This is a genomic window from Azospirillum sp. P4_B5, from assembly GCF_056402275.1.
Window position 1 is genome coordinate 1 of sequence record NZ_JBFUHT010000062.1, and the last position, 16859, is coordinate 16859.

At 65.9% G+C, this 16859-nt stretch carries 21 protein-coding genes and 1 riboswitch; of the genes, 10 read left to right on the forward strand and 11 right to left on the reverse strand.

The window, feature by feature from the left end:
* Positions 1-142: 142 nt before the first annotated feature.
* Entirely contained in the window at positions 143-571 is a 429-nt protein-coding gene (locus AC1DVI_RS29230; protein ID WP_476960953.1) for a hypothetical protein, read from the reverse strand.
* Positions 568-933: a hypothetical protein gene (locus AC1DVI_RS29235; protein ID WP_109072273.1), complete on the reverse strand. Its 366-nt coding sequence runs from the start codon at positions 931-933 to the stop codon at positions 568-570. Before AC1DVI_RS29235 ends, AC1DVI_RS29230 begins: the two co-directional genes overlap by 4 nt.
* A gap of 197 nt (positions 934-1130) precedes the next feature.
* On the opposite strand from AC1DVI_RS29235, the gene AC1DVI_RS29240 reads away from it, so the two are divergent.
* Together AC1DVI_RS29240 and AC1DVI_RS29245 are read left to right on the forward strand one after the other, a co-directional pair.
* Positions 1131-1763, forward strand: a complete 633-nt coding sequence (locus AC1DVI_RS29240; RefSeq protein WP_014241596.1) for a S24 family peptidase — start codon at positions 1131-1133, stop codon at positions 1761-1763.
* 74 nt (positions 1764-1837) lie between these two features.
* Positions 1838-2179 (forward strand): hypothetical protein, encoded by a 342-nt coding sequence (locus AC1DVI_RS29245; RefSeq protein WP_476960954.1) that lies wholly within the window; start codon positions 1838-1840, stop codon positions 2177-2179.
* 15 nt (positions 2180-2194) lie between these two features.
* Here the strand turns inward: AC1DVI_RS29245 and AC1DVI_RS29250 are convergent, their stop codons facing one another.
* Entirely contained in the window at positions 2195-2773 is a 579-nt protein-coding gene (locus AC1DVI_RS29250) for a hypothetical protein (protein ID WP_476960955.1), read from the reverse strand.
* Positions 2774-2914: 141 nt separating this feature from the next.
* Complete coding sequence (locus AC1DVI_RS29255; RefSeq protein ID WP_476960956.1) at positions 2915-3763, reverse strand: branched-chain amino acid aminotransferase; 849 nt, start codon at positions 3761-3763, stop codon at positions 2915-2917.
* Positions 3764-3916: 153 nt separating this feature from the next.
* Here AC1DVI_RS29255 and AC1DVI_RS29260 point away from each other — a divergent pair, with 153 nt between their 5' ends.
* Positions 3917-4120: a hypothetical protein gene (locus tag AC1DVI_RS29260; RefSeq protein WP_035675800.1), complete on the forward strand. Its 204-nt coding sequence runs from the start codon at positions 3917-3919 to the stop codon at positions 4118-4120.
* An 81-nt stretch (positions 4121-4201) separates the two neighbouring features.
* Here the strand turns inward: AC1DVI_RS29260 and AC1DVI_RS29265 are convergent, their stop codons facing one another.
* The 5 genes from AC1DVI_RS29265 to AC1DVI_RS29285 all read right to left on the reverse strand — a co-directional run bounded on the left by AC1DVI_RS29265 (position 4202) and on the right by AC1DVI_RS29285 (position 8105).
* Entirely contained in the window at positions 4202-4978 is a 777-nt protein-coding gene (locus tag AC1DVI_RS29265; protein WP_476960957.1) for a succinate dehydrogenase iron-sulfur subunit, read from the reverse strand.
* Positions 4979-5008: 30 nt separating this feature from the next.
* Positions 5009-6790: a succinate dehydrogenase flavoprotein subunit gene (gene sdhA, locus AC1DVI_RS29270; protein WP_145622812.1), complete on the reverse strand. Its 1782-nt coding sequence runs from the start codon at positions 6788-6790 to the stop codon at positions 5009-5011.
* A 6-nt stretch (positions 6791-6796) separates the two neighbouring features.
* Positions 6797-7192: a succinate dehydrogenase, hydrophobic membrane anchor protein gene (gene sdhD, locus AC1DVI_RS29275; RefSeq protein ID WP_035675804.1), complete on the reverse strand. Its 396-nt coding sequence runs from the start codon at positions 7190-7192 to the stop codon at positions 6797-6799.
* An 11-nt stretch (positions 7193-7203) separates the two neighbouring features.
* The gene (sdhC, locus tag AC1DVI_RS29280) at positions 7204-7593 is read right to left on the reverse strand and encodes a succinate dehydrogenase, cytochrome b556 subunit (protein ID WP_014241603.1); all 390 of its coding nucleotides are present in this window, start codon (positions 7591-7593) and stop codon (positions 7204-7206) included.
* Positions 7594-7841: 248 nt separating this feature from the next.
* A complete protein-coding gene (locus AC1DVI_RS29285) occupies positions 7842-8105 on the reverse strand; it encodes a hypothetical protein (RefSeq protein ID WP_145622814.1) in 264 nt (87 codons plus the stop codon).
* Positions 8106-8237: 132 nt separating this feature from the next.
* Here AC1DVI_RS29285 and AC1DVI_RS29290 point away from each other — a divergent pair, with 132 nt between their 5' ends.
* The gene (locus AC1DVI_RS29290; protein WP_476960958.1) at positions 8238-9257 is read left to right on the forward strand and encodes an aspartate-semialdehyde dehydrogenase; all 1020 of its coding nucleotides are present in this window, start codon (positions 8238-8240) and stop codon (positions 9255-9257) included.
* Positions 9254-9721, forward strand: a complete 468-nt coding sequence (locus tag AC1DVI_RS29295; protein ID WP_476960959.1) for an acetyltransferase — start codon at positions 9254-9256, stop codon at positions 9719-9721. The genes AC1DVI_RS29290 and AC1DVI_RS29295 overlap by 4 nt, the downstream gene beginning before the upstream one ends.
* 5 nt (positions 9722-9726) lie before the next feature.
* Here AC1DVI_RS29295 and AC1DVI_RS29300 read toward each other — a convergent pair whose 3' ends face one another.
* Both AC1DVI_RS29300 and AC1DVI_RS29305 read right to left on the reverse strand, forming a co-directional pair.
* Entirely contained in the window at positions 9727-10605 is an 879-nt protein-coding gene (locus AC1DVI_RS29300) for an NAD(P)-dependent oxidoreductase (protein ID WP_476960960.1), read from the reverse strand.
* A gap of 11 nt (positions 10606-10616) precedes the next feature.
* The gene (locus AC1DVI_RS29305; RefSeq protein ID WP_014241609.1) at positions 10617-11021 is read right to left on the reverse strand and encodes a tellurite resistance TerB family protein; all 405 of its coding nucleotides are present in this window, start codon (positions 11019-11021) and stop codon (positions 10617-10619) included.
* Positions 11022-11168: 147 nt separating this feature from the next.
* On the opposite strand from AC1DVI_RS29305, the gene AC1DVI_RS29310 reads away from it, so the two are divergent.
* The 5 genes from AC1DVI_RS29310 (at position 11169) to AC1DVI_RS29330 (ending at position 16857) form a co-directional block, all read left to right on the forward strand.
* Positions 11169-12116, forward strand: coding sequence for an AEC family transporter (locus AC1DVI_RS29310; protein ID WP_476960961.1), 948 nt, complete (start codon positions 11169-11171; stop codon positions 12114-12116).
* Between the two features lie 238 nt (positions 12117-12354).
* A complete protein-coding gene (locus AC1DVI_RS29315) occupies positions 12355-14046 on the forward strand; it encodes a methyl-accepting chemotaxis protein (RefSeq protein ID WP_476960962.1) in 1692 nt (563 codons plus the stop codon).
* 103 nt (positions 14047-14149) lie between these two features.
* A riboswitch (SAM-I-IV-variant riboswitch) is annotated at positions 14150-14254 on the forward strand.
* A gap of 49 nt (positions 14255-14303) precedes the next feature.
* The gene (locus AC1DVI_RS29320; protein ID WP_476960963.1) at positions 14304-15227 is read left to right on the forward strand and encodes a homoserine O-succinyltransferase; all 924 of its coding nucleotides are present in this window, start codon (positions 14304-14306) and stop codon (positions 15225-15227) included.
* 455 nt (positions 15228-15682) lie between these two features.
* Positions 15683-16216 carry a hypothetical protein gene (locus tag AC1DVI_RS29325; RefSeq protein WP_476960964.1) on the forward strand — a complete coding sequence of 178 codons (534 nt, stop codon included), beginning with the start codon at positions 15683-15685 and terminating at the stop codon, positions 16214-16216.
* A 29-nt stretch (positions 16217-16245) separates the two neighbouring features.
* The gene (locus tag AC1DVI_RS29330; protein ID WP_476960965.1) at positions 16246-16857 is read left to right on the forward strand and encodes a hypothetical protein; all 612 of its coding nucleotides are present in this window, start codon (positions 16246-16248) and stop codon (positions 16855-16857) included.
* Positions 16858-16859 lie beyond the last annotated feature (2 nt).

Here is a 16859-nt window from a genome sequence, read left to right on the forward strand (position 1 = left end):
GGTTGAGGGGTGGGCGCGGGGGCCGGGGCGGGCGCAGGCGGCGGCGCCGGCCGGGGCGCCTTGAACAGGTTCGCCATGGGCGGGGTTTCCTTGCTCGTGGTGTGACGGGGCGACAGGAAGCGGAAGAGGCCGGCGGCGCGGGTCAGGACGCGGCGGCGGGACGCGTCAGGCGGCGGTAGAGCTGCCAGGGCGTCAGGACGCCGGGGGCATGCAGCCCCAGCAGGCGCTTGACCGCCTCCACGCAGGTGAAGGGCGCCCAGGGGGCCGGGCGGGTCAGGCCGCGCCGCACCGGCGCCGGGGCCACCGCCATGCCCATCCCATGGTACCAGCCCGGCAGATCGAAGGCCGCGGGCAGGTCGAGGACCGACACGTCGGTGAAGGGCGAGAGCGGATCGACGATCACCCAGTGGCGCCCGTCGTGCAGCAGCGCGAAGCAATGGCGGAATCCCGGTTTCAGCAGGCGCAACCACCACAGCTCCGCCTCGCCCCGGAAGACCACCCAGACGCGCGGCGCGCCCGCTCCGGCCTGGCAGGCTCCCGCCCGGCACGGCTGGGGCATCGGCGTGCTCACTGGACGATGCCCTTCTCGCGCAGCACCGGGCGGAGCCGGTCGAACGCCTCCCGCCACAGGGTGTGGGCGCGCTGTTCGCGGTAGCGCGCCGGGTCCGGCGCCATCAGGCGGCGCCCGTAATGGACCAGCACATGCAGATGGTCGCGGATCAGCAGGCGGCGCCGGTACAGCCGGTCCACCGCGCACAGCACGTCGCCGGGTTCGCACGGGCGCTGGACCAGCCCGCGCCCGGCGGCGATGCGCGCGCCGGCGGCCTTGGCGTCCTGCGCCTGGACCGACCAGAACCACGCCTCCTCCGCGCTGCCGAACGGTTCCCCGACGGCGTCGGACAGGACCATGGACGTGTTGCGGTGATGGACCATGCGTGAGGCCTCCCTCGGGAATTGCAGCTTTTGGGTTCGCAAGCGCAGCTTCGCTCTCGGGTGGAGCGCTGGATGGGCCGCGGCACGCGCGGCTGGCGAACACATGTTCACGTTATGTACTGATTAAAGTCCTTCGTCAAGGAAAATATGAATAGGTTCCTAGGGACGGACTGGTTGGTTTATGTGATTATCCTCCCATGCTCAAACATGCGGACATTTGGCGGGCGATCGACCGCCTCGCGGCCCAGCACGGGCTGTCGGCCTCCGGGCTCGCGCGGCGCGCGGGGCTCGACCCGACGACCTTCAACAAGAGCAAGCGGACCACCGGCGACGGCAAGCTCCGCTGGCCGTCGACGGAAAGCGTGTCCAAGGTTCTGGAGGCGACCGGCGCATCGCTGTCGGAGTTCGTCAGCCTCGTCGGCGATGCCGCGGGCGCCGGCTCGCTCCAACGGGTGCCGGTCATCGGCTACGCGCAGGCGGGCAACGCGGGTTTCTTCGACGACGCCGGCTTTCCTTCGGGTGTGGGCTGGGACGAGCTTCTGTTCCCCAGCATCGGGGATCCGCACGCCTATGCGCTGGAGATCGCCGGGGACAGCATGGACCCCGTCTACCGCGACGGCGACACCATCATCGTCTCGCCCGCCGCGCAGATTCGGCGCAACGACCGCGTCGTCGTCCGCACCAAGGGCGGCGAGGTGATGGCGAAGCAGCTCCTCCGCGAAACCGCCACGAAGATCGAGCTGATCTCCATCAACCGCGCCCATCCGGACCGCAGCATCCCGCGCGCCGAGGTCGCCTGGATGGCCCGCATCGTCTGGGCGAGCCAGTAAGCGTCAGCCCTGCGGCACTCTGTCCTAGGATATTTATCCTTTACTTCGGTCATCGGAAGGCTTAACGTCCGGGGATGACCGGATCCACCGAGGCGCCGCCGCGTCCAACCCCCGCCCCGCTGTCCCCCGTTTCACATCGTTTGCATGATCTCGAGCGCCGTCACGACGACGCGCCGCCCCGCGGCGTGCTTCGTACGGCGCTTCTGGACGGGACGGACCGTCATACCGCCCTGGCCTGCGCTGCGGTGTTTCGCCTGCACGACCGTCTGGCCGCCGAGGCCCGGCAAGGCGCGGCACAGCGCCGCCGCACCCTGCCCGCCGATCGGACCGCTGGCGATGCGTGGCTGTCCCGCCTCACCGCCGCTCTGGCCCACCACCGCAACGCCGCCAGCATCCTGTTCCTTGCGGGGGCTTGAGCCTGTGCCGCGCCCTCAGGCGGCCGGAGGAGCGCCGGTCTCGTCCGCCTTGGAAACCTCTGTGTTCAGGGCAACGACACGGGCGGTCTTCACCTTCCTTGCGCGCGGCTTGCGAACCGGCGCCTCGGCAGGCGGAACCTCCGCTGGCTCGGCCACCTCTTCCAAAGCGACTTCCACAGCGACCATCGGCGCCCCGGCCTTCTCGGTAGCCTTCTTCAACACCTTGCTCTTTGAAAAGCCGGACTCGCGCAGGGCCGTCTTCAACTCCTCCCACGCCAAGCGGATTTCCGTCGCGAAGGCCCGCGCATCGTCGTCGCGGTGGGTGCGGAAATACTCCGCCGCCTCCCGCATCTGGGCCGGCAGGGTTTCCGCCCCGGCGCGCACCGCCTCGTTGCGCAGGCGGCTGTGGCGGTCGTCCAGATAAGTGAGGATTTCCGACAACTCTTCCGGCGTGCAGCTTTTCTGGAGCCTGTCGGTGACCAGGGGCGCGGCCTTGTCGATCTTCCCGACCAGTTCCGACCGCCCGCGCTTCAGGTCCGGATCGTAGACGGTGCGGATCACCTGGATCACACGGCGCCGTTCGCGGAATTGCATGCCCTTCCCCCTTGAACTGATTCCTCCGGTGGACCGGTCCACCGTTTCACAGGAATCATGCCGCGGATCAGGCCACCTATCAAGCCGGTTTCTGGGCCGCATACCGCCCGGAAACCGGCGTTTTGGATCGATCGACGCCGATCAGCGGAAGGCGAACTCCCAATAGAGCGCCCGCGCCCGCGCGGCCAGGGGACCGGGCTGCAGGGCGCGGTCCTCGACGCGGGTGACCGGGACCACCTTGGCGTAATTGCCGGTCGAGAAGACCTCGTCCGCCTCCAGGACGTCGCGGGGGCTCAGGGTGGCCTCCTCCACCGCCACGCCGTCGTCGCGCAGCAGGGCGATCACGCGCTGGCGGGTGATGCCGTTGAGGAAGGTCCCGTTGTGCACCGGCGTGCGGACCACCCCGTCCTTGGCGATGAACAGGTTGGCCGTCGCGAACTCCGCCACGTTGCCGATGGGGTCGAGCATGATGGCGTTGTCGAAACCGCGCTCCCGCGCCTCCTTCAGCGCCAGCCCGGCGTTGGGGTAGAGGCAGGCGGCCTTGGCCTCGGTCGGCGCCATGTCCGGCATCGGACGGCGGCGGCTGGACAGGCAGGCGGTGAAGCCGGCGGCGCTGGGCAGCGGCGCCTCGTAGACCGACAGGACGAAGCGCGTGCTCTCCGCGTCGGGGGCGACGAAGCCCTCTTCGGCGTAGAACATGGGCCGGATGTAGAGCTCGGCCTCCTCGGGGAAGCGGCGGATGCCGTCCCAGCACAGCTCCTCGATTTCTCCGGCGGTCAGCATGGGGGCGAGGCCCATCACCTGGGCGGAGCGCACGACGCGGGCGCAGTGGCGGTCGAGGTCCGGGGCCACGCCCTGGAAGGCGCGGGCGCCGTCGAAGACGACCGAAGACAGCCAGAGCGCGTGAGTCATCGGGCCGACGATGGCGGGGTTACCCGCGATCCATTCGCCCTGGATGTAGCTCAACGCCTGACCGGCCGTGCTACCCATGATCTTCTCCCTTTTTGGCTTCGGGTTGGTTCTATCCGGATGGTTCGCTCCCCCGAAAAGCATACCCCCTCATCGCCGTCGGTCAACCTGCGCAGACGGGCCGGCCGGACGGTTGATGCAGGACACCTTCATCACACCGGGAGCGAACGACCCATGGGCTGGACCTATTCGAGCGCCTTTCCGCAGCCGCTGCGCGCGGCCCCGCCCTTCCCGCCGCCGGGCCAGGACGTTCCCACCCCGGGCCCCCTGACCGACAACCCGGACCTCCCGACCCCCGGCCCGCAGGAGGACATGCCCTCCCCCCTGCCCAACGACGACCTGCCGCCGTCCCGGCCCACCGATCCGGACTTCGCTTGATCCCGGTACCCGGCACCAAAACAAACGGGGCGCCCCCTTTCGGAGGCGCCCCGCTCTCTATCGACGAACCGCTGAGGATGATCAGCGGCGCACGACCATCAGCTTCTTGATCTCGGCGATGGCCTTGGCCGGGTTGAGCCCCTTCGGGCACGCCTTGGTGCAGTTCATGATGGTGTGGCAGCGGTAGAGGCGGAACGGATCCTCGAGGTTGTCGAGGCGCTCGCCCGTCATCTCGTCGCGGCTGTCCACGATCCAGCGGTAGGCCTGGAGCAGGATCGACGGGCCGAGATAGCGGTCGCCGTTCCACCAGTAGCTGGGGCAGGAGGTCGAGCAGCAGAAGCACAGGATGCACTCGTAGAGACCGTCCAGCTTGGCGCGGTCCTCCGGCGACTGCAGGCGCTCGCGGCTCGGGGCCGGCGACTGCGACTGCAGCCACGGCTTGATCGAGGCGAGCTGGGCGTAGATGTGCTTCAGGTCGGGGACGAGATCCTTGACCACCGGCATGTGCGGCAGCGGGTAGATCTTGACGTCGCCCTTCACCTCTTCGATGGCCTTCAGGCAGGCCAGCGTGTTGGTGCCGTCGATGTTCATCGCGCAGGACCCGCAGATGCCCTCGCGGCAGGAGCGCCGGAAGGTCAGGGTCGAGTCGATGTTGTTCTTGATGTAGATGATCGCGTCCAGGATCATCGGGCCGAACTTGTCGAGATCGACGACGTAGGTGTCGACCCGCGGGTTCTGTCCGTCATCCGGCGACCAGCGGTAGATCTTGAAGGTCTTCGCCCGCTTGGCGCCGCTGGCGGCGTTGATGGTCTTGCCGACGCCGACCTTGGAATTGGCGGGCAGGTTGAATTCGACCATGGTTCGTATCCTTGCCTTGCTCTTGCCGCCTTAGTAGACGCGGGCCTTGGGCGGGAACACCTGCACCTCGTCGGTCAGGGTGTAGAGATGGACCGGGCGGTACCCGATCTTCGTCTCGCCCTTGTCCGACACCTCGATGACGGTGTGCTTCATCCAGTTCTCGTCGTCGCGGTCCGGATAATCCTCGCGGGCGTGGGCGCCGCGGCTCTCCGGACGGTTCTTCGCCGAGTGGAGCGTGGCGACCGCCTGGTACAGCAGGTTGTCCAGCTCGATGGCTTCGACGAGGTCGGAGTTCCAGACCAGCGAACGGTCGCTGATCGCCATGTCGCCCTTCTTGGCGAAGGTCTGGTCGATGAGCTTGACGCCCTCCTCCAGCACCTCGCCGGTGCGGAAGACCGCGCAGTTGTTCTGCATGGTCCGCTGCATTTCCAGGCGAAGCTCCGACGACTTGATGGAGCCCTTGGCGTTGCGGATGCGATCGAAGCGCTCCAGGGCGACGTCGGTCGCGGCGGCGGACGACGACACCGATTTGCCCTTCTCGACGATCTCGGCGGCGCGGATGGCCGCCGAACGGCCGAACACCACGAGGTCGAGCAGCGAGTTGGAGCCGAGGCGGTTCGCGCCGTGCACCGACACGCAGGCCGCCTCGCCGATGGCCATCAGACCGGGCACCACGCGATCCGGGTCCTCGGCGGTCGGGTTGACCACCTCGCACCGGAAGTTGGTGGGGATGCCGCCCATGTTGTAGTGCACCGTCGGTAGAACCGGGATCGGCTCCTTGGTGACGTCCACGCCGGCGAAGATCTTGGCCGTCTCGGCGATGCCGGGCAGGCGCTGGTGGATGATCTCCGGCGGGAGATGCTCCAGGTGCAGGTGGATGTGGTCCTTGTGCTCACCGACGCCGCGGCCTTCGCGGATCTCGATGGTCATCGAGCGGGACACCACGTCGCGCGAGGCGAGGTCCTTGGCCGACGGCGCGTAACGCTCCATGAAGCGCTCGCCGTTGGAGTTGGTGAGGTAGCCGCCCTCGCCGCGCACGCCTTCGGTGATGAGGCAGCCGGAGCCGTAGATGCCGGTCGGGTGGAACTGCACGAACTCCATGTCCTGCAGCGGCAGGCCGGCGCGCAGCACCATGCCGCCGCCGTCGCCCGTGCAGGTGTGGGCCGAGGTGGCGGAGAAGTAGGCGCGGCCGTAGCCGCCCGTCGCCAGCACGACGAGCTGGGCGCGGAAGCGGTGGATGGTGCCGTCGTCGAGGTTCCAGGCCACCACGCCCTTGCAGACGCCGTCCTCCATGATGAGGTCCAGCGCGAAATACTCGACGAAGAACTCCGCCTCGTGCTTCAGCGACTGCTGGTAGAGGGTGTGCAGGATGGCGTGGCCGGTGCGGTCGGCCGCCGCACAGGTGCGGTAGGCCTGCTGCTTGCCGTAATGGGCGGTCATGCCGCCGAAGGCGCGCTGGTAGATCTTGCCTTCCGGGGTGCGCGAGAAGGGCACGCCGTAGTGCTCCAGCTCGATGATCGCCGGGATGGCCTCGCGGCACATGTACTCGATGGCGTCCTGGTCGCCCAGCCAGTCCGACCCCTTGACGGTGTCGTACATGTGGAAGCGCCAGTCGTCCTCGCTCATGTTGCCGAGCGCCGCCGAGATGCCGCCCTGGGCGGCCACGGTGTGCGAGCGGGTCGGGAAGACCTTGGTGATGCACGCCGTCTTCAGGCCCTTCTCGGCCATGCCGAAGGTGGCGCGCAGGCCCGCACCGCCGGCACCGACGACGACGACGTCATAGGAATGATCGATAATATCGTAGGCGGCCATGGCTCGTCAGGCTCCGAACGAAATCTTGAGGACGGCGATGACGCAGGCGGCACCCAGCACGAAGCACAGGGCTTTCACGGCCAGGATGCTCAGGATCTTCGCCATCTCATTGTGCACGTAGTCCTCGATCACCACCTGCAGCCCGGCCTGGGCGTGGTGGAAGGTGACCACGGCGGTCAGCACCATCATCAGCGCCGAGAAGGGCGACTGCAGCCACGCGACGAAGGCCGCGTGGTCGGCGCCGAGATGGCGGATCACCCCGAAGACGAACCAGATGGTCAGCGGAACCAGGGCGATGGCGGTGACACGCTGGTGCCACCAATGCTCGGTGCCGTGCTTGGCGGAACCCAGGCCACGCGCGATCTGCAGCGGCGAGCGGAGGGTCTTGCTGTTGGACGCCATGTCTTCTCTCCTCACCACACGGCCAGGCCGATGATCCAGGTCAGCACGGTCAGCACGGCCGCCGCACCGATGACGATCTGGTTGCCGCGATCGGCCTCGCTCAGCTCGAACGCCTTGCCGGCGTCCCACACCAGATGCCGGATGCCATTGCACAGGTGATAGTAGAGCGCCAGCGACCAGCCGAACATCAGCAGCAGCCCGAAGAACGAGCCGATGAAGTGCTGCGCGCGTTCGTACGCGGCGGGGCTGGTGGCGGCGGCGACCAGCCACCAGGTCAGCAGAAGGGTCCCGACCGCCAGCCCCACGCCCGTGATGCGGTGCGTGATGGACAGGAGCGCGGTCCTGGGGAGTTTGTAGACTTGCAGATGCGGAGAGAGCGGCCGACCGCTGCCGTTTGCCATTGCGTCGTCCTCAGTTCGGCGACCGGTCGCGGCAAGGAGGGCTGTTGCCGCGACGGCGGGTGATGCGAGACCGAAAGTTTTAAGCCCTGCTGTGTTTGGCGATTGAATTACGCCTCTACCGCACATGAGTCAACGGCAGGGACTTGGCCGTGGCCAAAATGGCGCACCGCGGGAAGTGCCTGAAAACTAACGGGCTTTGTCGCAGCTGGTATTACCAGGGCCGAAACGCGGTTTTGCGGTTCAGCCTATTACCTGTCGAAGCGGCGAACATTCTCCACCATCATCGAATACATCTGGGTAATCAGCTCCGCCGGACGCAGCCGGCCGAAGGGGATGTTCTCCTTGGCCCACTCCACCAGCCCCTCGGGCGGACGGACCGGAGCGACCTCGTAGCCGGCCTTCTTCAGCGCGCTCATCACCGAGCGCGCCTGCTTGGTGTAGTCCTCGTTGAAGAAGGACTTGTCCGCGTCCTTGATCGCCTTGGCAATGATGTCTTCGAGCGGAGTGGCCATGCCCCGGTGTGCCGGTCGCGGTCGTTCGTGATAGGGCGGACACGGTGTCACAACGCGGGCGCTGTTGCAATTCCAATGGGAACCGCATACCTCAAGCCCTCTTCGCACCGCAGATCACAGGGATTAACCGCCATGGGCTACACAGTCGCGGTCGTCGGCGCCACCGGCAACATCGGACGGGAAATGCTGGCCACCCTCGCCGACCGCCGGTTTCCGGCCGACGCGGTGATCGCCCTGGCCGCCGACAGCGCGGTCGGCAAGGAGGTGTCCTTCGGCGAAGACGCGGTGCTGAAGGTCGAGGACGTCGGCCGCTTCGACTTCACGGGCGTGGACATCGCGCTGTTCGCCGCGGACGCCAAGGTTTCGGCGGCCCACGCGCCGCGCGCCGCCGCCGCGGGCGCCGTGGTGATCGACGCCAGCCCGCAGTTCCGCATGGACCCCGACGTCCCCCTGGTGGTCCCGGAGGTCAACGCCGACGCGCTCGCCGGCTACGCGAAGAAGAACATCGTCGCCAGCCCCGGCGGCGCGGCCATCCTGCTGGCCATGGCGCTGAAGCCCCTGCACGGGCAATTCACGGTGAGCCGCGTCGTGGTCTCCACCTACCAGGCGGCCTCGGACGCCGGCAAGGACGGCATGGACGAGCTGTTCAGCCAGACCCGTGCCATCTACGTGAACGACCCGGTGCAGAAGTCCGTCTTCTCCAAGCAGATCGCCTTCAACGTCATCCCGCACATCGGCACCTTCATGGAGGACGGCGCGACGCGGGACGAGTGGGCGATGAACGTCGAGACGAAGAAGATCCTCGACCCCAAGATCAAGGTCAGCGCGACCTGCGTCCGCGTCCCCGTCTTCATCGGCCATTCCGCCGCGATCACCATCGAGTGCGTGGAGCCGGTGACCGCCGAGGAGGCCCGCCGCATCCTGCGCAAGGCACCGGGCATGCAGGTGATCGACCAGCAGGAGAACGACGGCTACATCACCCCGGTCGAGGTCGCCGGCGACGACCCGGTCTTCGTCAGCCGCATCCGCGAGGACTACACCGTGGACAACGGCCTGTCCTTCTGGGCCTCCACCGACAACCTGCGCAAGGGCGCCGCTCTGAACGCCGTGCAGATCGCCGAACTGCTGGTGAAGGAATATCTGGACGCGTGATCCCGATCCGCTTCTCCCGTCCGGACGACGCCCCGGCGCTGTTCGCCGTTTGGCTCGCCGCGGTGCGCAGCACGCACGACTTCCTGAGCGAGGAGGACATCGGCTTCTACACCGAGATCGTGCGCGACCAGTATCTTCCGGCGGCGGCCCTGCTGGTCGCCGCGGACGGCGCCGMCCGGCCGGKCGGCTTCCTGGGCATGAGCGGACGGAAGATCGACACGCTGTTCGTCGACCCGGCATGGCACGGCCGGGGGATCGGCCGTGCCCTGGTCGACCGCGTTCTCGAAGACGGGGCGGATCTGACGGTGGATGTGAACGAACAGAACGGCGGCGCCCATGCCTTTTATCGGCGTCTCGGCTTCCGCGAGGTCGGGCGTTCCGCGCTGGACGACAGCGGTCGCCCGTTTCCCTTGCTGCATCTCGCCCTCGATGGCTCCGGCCGCGTCGAGTCGACCGGAGCCTGAAGGGCTTACTTCACGAACAGCCGGTACAGGGCGGAATGGTCCAGCCCGCCGTCGCCCTGCTCGGCCAGCAGCTCGAACAACTCCAGGCTGAGGCCCAGCGCGGGAAGCTGGATGCCGGACTGCTCCGCCAGTTCCTCCGCCTGTTTAAGGTCCTTGATCTGGGTGACCACGCGGCCGCCCGGCGTGAAGTCGCCGGAGACCATGCGCTGGCCGTGCAGTTCCAGGATGCGCGACTCGGCGAAGCCGCCGCGGATGGCCTCGCGGACCTTTCCCGGCTCCACCCCCGCCGCTTTGGCCAGCGCCAGCGCCTCGGCCACCGCGCCGATGCTCAGCGCGACGATCACCTGATTGGCCATCTTGGCGACCTGCCCGGCCCCGCTGTCGCCGACATGGGTGATGCGCTGGCCCATCGCCTGGAACAGCGGCAGAGCGCGGGCGAACGCCTCCTCCGTGCCGCCGGCCATGATGGTCAGGGTGCCGGCCTCCGCCGCCACCGTACCGCCCGACACCGGGGCGTCCACCCAGTCGGCGCCCTTGGCGCGGACGGCCTCGGCCAGCTTGCGGGTCGCCCCGACCGCCGTGGTGCCCATGTCGATGACGAGATGGCCGGGCCGCAGCGCGTCCATCAGGGACGCCGCCACCGCCTCCACCGCCACGGTGTCCGACAGCATCAGAACGATGGCGTCGGCGCGGGCGGCGACCTCGGCGGGGTTGGCGGCGGGGCTCATGCCCTCGCCCGCCAGCTCCTCGACCGGCCCGGGGCTGCGGCTGCTGATCAGCAGCGCCGCGCCGGCCTTCGCCAGATTGCGGGCCATGGGCCGGCCCATCAGGCCGAGCCCGATAAAGCCGACCGTCCGCCCCGTCAGAGCCGTCTGTCCGGTCATGTCCCGGTCCGTCACAGGCGGGTGTGGCGCGCCCGCGCGCCGCGTTCGATGGCGGCGGCGCACAGCCGGTCCACGCCCAGCTTGTGCCGGATCAGCTCCAGCATTCGCAGCTCCTCCTGCGAGGCCGACGGGTCCGCCGCGGCGATGTCGCAGGCGAGCGCGTAGGCGGTCTCCGACAGCTTGGACGGAATGGCCTCCTTGACGATCTGGAGCGTCGTCTCCAGCCCGTCGGCGTCGGCCAGCAGGCCGGAGCATTCGCGGGTCACGTCGGTCAGCCGGTCGATGTCGAAATCCTTGAAGATCGGCAGGTAGCGGACGTTCTCGCCGATGGCCTCAAGCTCCGCGTCCGTCATGTCGCCGTCGCACGCCGACACCAGCACCATGACGTAGATGAGCGCGCTGTGATGGTTGATCATCGAAACTCCTGCGGAAAAAGGGCCCCGCCCAATCTTGCCCGCCCCCCGCGCGCCGTCAAGGGAGGGAGCGCCGTCAAGGGAGCTATGCCCGCGGCGGACGGGTGGGTCCCTCGACAGGGGACAGGTTGCCCCTTAAGGTCGGGCCCCATGTCGGTGGTCTTCAACGTGGCGCTCCCGGTCTTCGCCATCATCCTGGCGGGCGTCCTTTCCGGTAAGGCGAAGCTTCTCGGTCCCGCCTCGTCGGAGGCGCTGAACAAGTTCGTCTATTGGATGGCTCTGCCGCCGGTCCTGTTCCTCGGCACCGCGAAGCGCTCGCTGTCGGAGATCTTCAACGGCCCCTTCATCGGCGCCTTCCTCGGCTCGATGCTGGCGGTCTACGCGCTGGGCGCCCTGCTCGGCTGGCTGATCCACCGGGAGCGGACGCAGATCCGATGCATGCAGGGGCTGAACGCCTGCTTCTCCAACACCGGCTACATGGGCATCCCGTTGTTCCTGGCCGCCTTCGGCCCGGACCGTCTGGCCCCGGCCATCCTCGCCACCGTCATCATGAGCGCGATCATGGTCGGCATCGCGGTGATCTGGCTGGAGTTCGCCAACAGCCAGGGCGGCGGGATCGGCAAGGCGCTGCGCGACGTGGGCCGCGCGCTGCTCAAGAACCCGCTGATCATCTCCACGGCCCTGGGGCTCGCCTGGTCGGTCTTCCTGTCCGGCGTGCCGGTGCCGCGCCCGATCGCCATCTACTGCGACCTGATGGGCGCCTCCGCCGGTCCCTGCGCGCTGTTCGCCATCGGCCTGTTCCTGGCGACTCAGAGCCTGAAGGCCAACCTGCTGGAGGTCGGCTGGATCAGCGGCCTGAAACTGGTGGTGCAGCCGGCGCTGGCCTGGCTCCTCATCCAGACCCTGTTCCCGCTGGACCCCTTCTGGGCCGGGTCGGCCATCATCCTCGCCGGCCTGCCCACCGGCGCCCTGACCTTCGTGGTGGCCAGCCAGTACCGCATCTATGTGGAGCGCACCTCCGCCGCGATCCTGATGTCCACCATCGCCAGCGTGGTCACCCTGTCCTTCCTGCTGGCCACCTACGCGCCGCCCCTCTGAACCTCGGCTTGCCGTCTCCCGGCCGTTCGTCGTTCCGAACAGTAAGAGAGCGCGCGCGACAACGCAAAGCAGACCGTCCCGCGTCTTTCTTGCGTCTTTCTTAATATTTGTTGTTCCATCATTTGATCCCGGCAAGTCCAACGCCCGACGCATGGACGTCTGGTCTGCCGTCTCCTTTCGTTCAGACTCAAAACAATCAATCGCCGCCGCATCGTTTCGGGGGAAAGAGATACGCGCCATGTCCATGCTGAGTTCCATGACCATCCGGACCAAGGTGGTCGCCGCCACCGTCGCGGTCCTGCTGATGTCGATCGCCCTGGGACTGTTCGCCGTCGACCGCCTGAGCACCGTCAACCACGCCGCGGAGGAAATCCGCTCCAACTGGCTGCCCAGCGTCACCGCCATCGGAGAGATCGACGGTGCGGCGAACGATTACCGCATCCTGGAGGCGTCCCACATCCTGTCGCTCTACCCGGCGGAAATGGCCGAGGTCGAAAAGGAGATGACCACGGTTCTGAACCGCCTGGCGGAGGCCCGGCGGAAGTATGAGCCGCTGCTGGCCCCCGGTTGGGAAACCCAGACCTTCAAGCGCTGGGAGGCGGCTTGGGACGGCTATCTGAAAATCAGCCAGGGCAAGTTGCTTCCCCCCTCCCGGGCCAACGAGAACGAGAAGGCCACCGGCATCTACCGGGAGGAATCGCGCAAGGCGTTCGATGACTGCTCCGCGCTCATCAATGACCTGACCGCGTCCAACGTCGCAAACGCCACGAAGGCGGCGGACTCGGGCCGCGCCACCTATGTCGGGGCGCAGAGCTGGATTCTGGGCGCCATCGCCTTCGTGGCGGTCCTCTGCCTGCTCGCCGGCATCGCCATGACGAAGTCGGTCGCCCGGCCCATCGTCGCCCTGACCTCCATCATGGACCGTCTGGCCAAGCGCGACCTTGGCGTCGCGGTGGAAGGCGGCAACCGGCAGGACGAGATCGGCGCCATGGCCCGCGCGGTGCAGGTCTTCAAGGACGGGCTGATCGAGGCGGAGCGCCTGACCGCCGCCCAGGCCGCCGAGGAGGAGAACAAGCGCCGCCGCACCGAGCGGGTCGATTCGCTGATCCGCAGCTTCGACGGCGCGGTGCACAGCGTCCTGCAGACCGTGGGCGCCGCGGCGTCGCAGCTCGACACCACCGCCCGCAGCATGACCGACATCGCCGAGCACACGCGGGCCGAGGCCGGCAGCGCGGCGGCGGCGGCGGAGCTGACCTCCGCCAACGTGCAGACCGTCGCCGCCGCGTCGGAGGAGATGGCCGCCTCCATCACCGAGATCTCCCAGCAGGTGTCGCAGTCGGCCGGCATCGCCGGCAAGGCGGTGGACGAGGCCGACCGCACCAACGCCACCGTGCAGGGGTTGTCGGAGGCGGCGCAGCGCATCGGCGACGTGGTGGACCTGATCCAGAACATCGCCGCCCAGACCAACCTGCTGGCGCTGAACGCCACCATCGAGGCCGCCCGGGCGGGCGAGGCCGGCAAGGGCTTCGCCGTCGTGGCGAGCGAGGTGAAGAGCCTCGCCAACCAGACCTCCAAGGCGACGGAGGAGATCGCCCAACAGATTGGCGCCATCCAGGCGGCCACCGGCGGGGCGGTCGGCGCCATCCGCGGGATCGGGGCGACCATCGCCTCGATCAACGACATCTCCTCCTCCATCGCCGCCGCCATCGAGGAGCAGGGCGCCGCGACCCAGGAGATCAGCCGCAGCGTCCAGCAGGCGGCGCAGAGCACCCAGGAAGTGACGAGCAACATCGGCCGCGTGTCGCAGGCCGCGACCGAGACCGGCAGCGCCGCGACCCAGGTGATGTCGGCCTCCGGCGACCTGAACCAGGGGGCGATGCGCCTGAAGAGCGAGGTGGAGAATTTCCTCGTCGCCATCAAGGCGGCCTGAGGCAAGGCGGCCTGAGGCAAGGGGGCCTGAGGATCCTGTGATCGGGACCGCCCACCGGCGGTCCCGCCGCTGTTGCCAAGCCGCCGCTGCCCGTATAATGTGCGCCGCGCATCAAGAGTTGAGCGGACGCTCAACGCCAACCTGCTTTCCCGAGCAAGGTGGCGCCCCGAAGGGGGATGTGGCCGGACCGGCAAACAAACGGGGTTCGCCATGACGTCTGTTCCGACCGATGCACCGACAGCGGAGCCGGACGAGTCATGCCCATCAGGATACCCAACGATCTTCCCGCCTTCACCGCCCTGCAGGCCGAGGGCGTCATGGTCATGCAGGAGGCCGACGCCATCCGGCAGGACATCCGGCCCCTGCGCTTCGGCCTGCTCAACCTGATGCCTGACAAGATCCGGACCGAGACGCAGATCGCGCGCCTTCTCGGCAGCACGCCGCTTCAGGTCGAGCTGTCGCTGATCCGGATCACCAACCATGTGCCGCGCAACACCGCGGCGGACCACATGAGCGCCTTCTACCGGTCGTGGGAGGACGCGCGCCGCGAAAAATTCGACGGCTTCATCATCACCGGCGCCCCGGTCGAAACGATGCCCTTCGAGGAGGTGTCCTATTGGGACGAGCTGCGCTCGGTCTTCGACTGGACGCAGAGCCACGTCCATTCCTGCCTGAACATCTGTTGGGCGGCGCAGGCCGCCCTTCATCATTTCCACGGCGTGCCGAAACATCTTCTGTCTCGCAAGGCGTCCGGCGTGTACCGGCACCGCAACCGCGCGCCCGCCTCGCCCTATCTGTGCGGCCTGTCCGACGGTGTGCCCATCCCGGTGTCGCGCTGGACCGAAGTGCGCGAGGAGGACATCCCCCCCGACAGCGGCCTGCGCGTGCTCCTGGATTCCCCGGAGGCCGGCCCCTGCCTGCTGGAGGACGCCGCCCACCGGTCGCTGCACATGTTCAACCACATCGAGTACGACACGGACACGCTGCGCAACGAGTATGTCCGGGACGTCGCCAAGGACGCGGCGACGCCGGTTCCCCACGGCTATTTCCCGGACGACGATCCGAGCCGCCCGCCCGAGAACCGGTGGCGGAGCCACGCCCATCTGCTGTTCGCGAACTGGATCAACCAGATCTACCAGACGACGCCCTTCGAGGTCGACCGGATCGGAACGGGAGGATAGGCCGCCTGCCAGCCGGGAAAATCGCCGCCGGTCAGGTTGCCGTTCCGAGTTGCCACGGCGTACACTCCGGCACTTTTCCCTTCGCGGCGAGCGCCATCGGCGTCCATATCTTGCCTGCCGGACAACTGCGCACCAACCAACAGCAAGCATAGAATATTCAATTTTGGTAAAATGCTATATTTTACGATGATGGCTGGCAATGATAAACAACGACAACACATTATGACCAATCAATAGTTCATCTTTATACAACGAATTTTTTGAGAAATTTCTCTAAGCTAGCCAAATATACGAAAATCTGCGGCCTTTTTGACCCGCTTCAATCAACTGGAAAATATACTCAAACTTTGGTTGACATGCAATCGCATGGCGTCCAACTGCCGCATTTTCATTAAACTGATTATAATTCTATATTTTTGCTTCCCACGTACTCTTTTTAGAAAGCGGAGGCAGAAATGAACGAAAGTGGATTTGAGATTTCATTTTCATCATCGCCAATCACAAGAAGAAGTTTGATTATCGGCATGACATCAAGTCTGGTTATTCCAACCATTCTGGGTGGTTGCTCGACTGTGGACATTCGCAATGCTGGGGACAAGATTTCTTCCTATGCCATCGCTGCCTTGACGGCTTTTCGCGAGCTGATGGGTTACAAAACCGGCGGAACGGAAGTCGCCGCCGCGGATTTCGTCAATCCGACTCAACAGTCGTCGAACGGGCTGATCGAAACGCAGTTTTGGTACTCTGGCGTCCGCGCAAGGGAACACTTGGCACGTCTCCAGGGGCCATACGCTGAGAACTATTTCGAAACGGCCTTCGAACCCCTCCAACCGCGAACGGACCGCGTCAACCTCGCCCCCAATCAGATGGGAACGCTTACCGCTCGCAAAGGTGCATCCACGCGCCTCGGGACGTACGCAATTCAATACAGAACGGCAGTTCAAACTTACAATCCTACGAATTCTCAAATTTACCTCATTGAGATTTGAGAAAACAAACAGGGATAGGCCACACAGCCATGACAACGATAGAACGTCCGCTCCGACCAACGTCAAAAATCAGCCTGCTTTTGGGATTTTTGCTGCTCGTCGTGGCTTGTGTTGGCCCAGCAACCATTCCCAGAAACAATCTCATAGACGCGAAAATTACTCAAGTTATACAGAAGAAGGAATCGGCCGCGAATCGCGTAGGATTTGCTGTCCACATGTTTCCCGCAGGGAAACTGCAGGAAAGCAACCCAATTCTCATTGAATTTTACCGATACTCCGATTTCTACAACAGACCAGAATCAAATCAGAACGATGAACCTATAGCCCCTTTCGATTCGGTCATTACATCAGCACCAAAGTTAAAAAATATAGAAGAAGGGCAGGACAAGGATCTGGTCTTTGACTTCAACGTCAGCCCCAAGCTTGGAGCGGGGAAATACATTCTTGTTATCAAAACGAAAACCGATGAATGGAGAACCAATCCATTCGTCATACCCTCAAGCAATTCCCAAACAAGACAACAAACCGAAAAGGAAAAAATACTCAATGATGAAAGTCCTTCAACACAAACCATAACCACTCCGATCAAGCAAGCTCCGATCACGAATAAATTTCTGTCCACAAAGGAAAAACGCCAATAATT